Source organism: Variovorax sp. P4_D9, from assembly GCF_056401695.1.
Genome location: NZ_JBFUIU010001147.1, coordinates 1 through 2,257, shown reverse-complemented (window position 1 = coordinate 2,257; position 2,257 = coordinate 1). Strand labels below are relative to the sequence as shown.

General features: G+C 65.4%; 3 protein-coding genes. All 3 read left to right on the top strand.

The window, feature by feature from the left end; all coding sequences use genetic code 11:
- A partial coding sequence (locus tag AC1DY5_RS52180) for an acyl-CoA dehydrogenase family protein (protein ID WP_478122110.1) occupies positions 1 to 283 on the top strand: 283 nt, incomplete at its 5' end.
- Between the two features lie 5 nt (positions 284 to 288).
- Entirely contained in the window at positions 289 to 1,509 is a 1,221-nt protein-coding gene (locus AC1DY5_RS52175; protein WP_478122109.1) for an acyl-CoA dehydrogenase family protein, read from the top strand.
- 18 nt (positions 1,510 to 1,527) lie between these two features.
- Positions 1,528 to 2,257, top strand: a 730-nt coding sequence (locus AC1DY5_RS52170) for an SDR family NAD(P)-dependent oxidoreductase (protein ID WP_478122108.1), incomplete at its 3' end; no start/stop codon positions are given.

The window sequence follows — 2,257 nt, the reverse complement described above, 5'->3', positions numbered from 1 at the left end:
CTCCAATGCCTATCACGCCGCCTGGGCCCTGGACAAGGATGTCGGCGGCACAGCTCTGCCTCTGGCGGCGGCCTGCGCACGTATCGCCGCCAGCGACGCTTACTGGCAGGCGTCCAAGGAAAACATCCAGACGCAGGGCGGCATGGGTTTCACCTGGGAGGCGGACGCCCACCTGTTCTATCGTCGCGCGCAACACCTAGCCCTGGCGGCCGGTGCGCCGCGCTGGTGGAAGGAGCGCCTCGTCGTGCAACTCGAACGCCGGCAAGCAGCGGTTGATGTCTGAAGACTATGGACTTTGACGACACTCCCGAAGAGGCGGCATACCGCACCGAGGTGCGCGCCTGGCTGCAGCTTAGTGCGCCGAGCGTGGCGACTGCAAACTTTGCCGGCCAGGACGAGGCCTCGCGCCTGGTGCGCGCGCGCGCCTGGCAGGCCTTGAAGGCGGAGGCCCGCTACGCACGAATCACCTGGCCACGTGAATGGGGCGGGGGCGGGGGCACGGCCATTCAGCAGGTGATCTTCAACCAGGAAGAAGCCGGGCTAGACCTGCCGGTGGGCTTTTTCGGCATCGGTCTGGGCATGTGCCTGCCGACGGTGATGAAGTATGCCGATGAGGCGACTCGCCAGGGTTTTGTCGCACCGGCGTTGCGCGGCGATCAGATCTGGTGCCAGCTCTTTTCCGAACCCTCGGCAGGTTCGGATCTGGCCGCCGTGCGCACGCGTGCGGTGCGTGACGGCGATGGGTGGCTCATCAGCGGCCAGAAGGTCTGGACCACCGGTGCCCACTACTCGGACTACGGTCTGCTGCTGACCCGAAGCGACCCCAGCCTGCCCAAGCACCGCGGCCTGACGATGTTCTGGATCGACATGAAAGCGGCCGGGGTCTCGGTGCGGCCGATTCACCAGATGAGCGGCGGCTCCGACTTCAACGAGGTTTTCCTCGACGAAGTCCGCGTGCCCGATGCACAAAGGCTGGGCGCGGTGAACGAGGGCTGGAAGGTCGCGATCTTCACATTGATGAATGAGCGCGTAGAGGGCGGGAAGGCGCGCGGCCCGGAAATCGACGCGGTGCTCTCCCTGGCGGCCAGTCTGCCGCGCGACGAAGCCACCCTGCTGCAGGACGGCGCGTTCCGTTCGCGTTTGGCCGACTGGTTCGTGCAGAGCGAGGGCCTCAAGTACACGCGCTTTCGCACCATGACCGCCATGTCCCGTGGCGAAGCGCCAGGCCCGGAGTCCTCCGTCGGCAAGCTCGTGGCGGTGAACCGCATGCAGGAAATGGCGCATGAGCTGATCGAGCAGCAGGATTTGTACGGCCTGGTCTGCGACCCAGCCCAGGCGGCGATCAAGGCTGCGCTGCAACACGACTTCTTGCATGCACCGGGGCTGCGTATCGCTGGGGGTACTGACGAGATTCTGAAAAACATCATCGCCGAGCGGGTCCTTGGACTGCCGCCGGACGTTCGCGTCGACAAGGACGTGCCGTTCAATGCGCTGAGCGGCAGCCTCTGAAACTGAAGGAAACTGGATATGGGACTGTTGGATGGAAAGGTGGCCGTCATCACCGGCGCCGGTGCGGGACTGGGCCGAGCCTATGCCCTCTTGTTGGCGCAGGAAGGGGCGCGCGTGGTCGTCAACGATTTCGCCCGCGCCGCTGCGCCAGGAGAGAAGAGCCCCGCCGAACGCGTGGTCGCCGAGATCGAAGCCCTGGGCGGCAAGGCTGCCGCAAACCACGATGACGTAGGTTCGGTGGCCGGTGGCGAAGCCATCCTGAAGACGGCGCTAACCGCCTTTGGCGGCGTGGACATCCTCGTCAACAACGCCGGCATCCTGCGTGACAAGAGCATGCCCAAGCTGGAAGAGGCCGATTTCGACCTCGTTGTGCGCGTGCACCTCAAGGGCACCTACTGCGTGACCCGCCCGGTATTCCTGCACATGAAGGACAGCGGTCGCGGCGGCGTGATCGTCAACACCACCTCCACTTCCGGCCTGCGCGGCAACTTCGGCCAGATCAACTATGGCTCTGCCAAGGCAGGCATCTGGGGCTTCTCGAATTCGCTGGCCATCGAAGGCCAGAAGTACGGCATCCGTGTCTGGACCATTGCGCCCGCCGCGGCCAGTCAACTCACCGACGCCACGACCTCCGAGGAATACAAGAAGACCTTCACCGCCGAGCGCGTGGCGCCCGTGCTGCTGTACATGGTGAGTGAGCTGTCGGGCCAGCAGACGGGCAAGACCCTGCTGGCGGGCGGCGGCTACG

Excerpts from the sequence above, each read along its gene's own strand:
- AC1DY5_RS52175 (WP_478122109.1), top strand. The coding sequence starts at position 289 with ATGGACTTTGACGACACTCCCGAAGAGGCGGCATACCGCACCGAGGTG.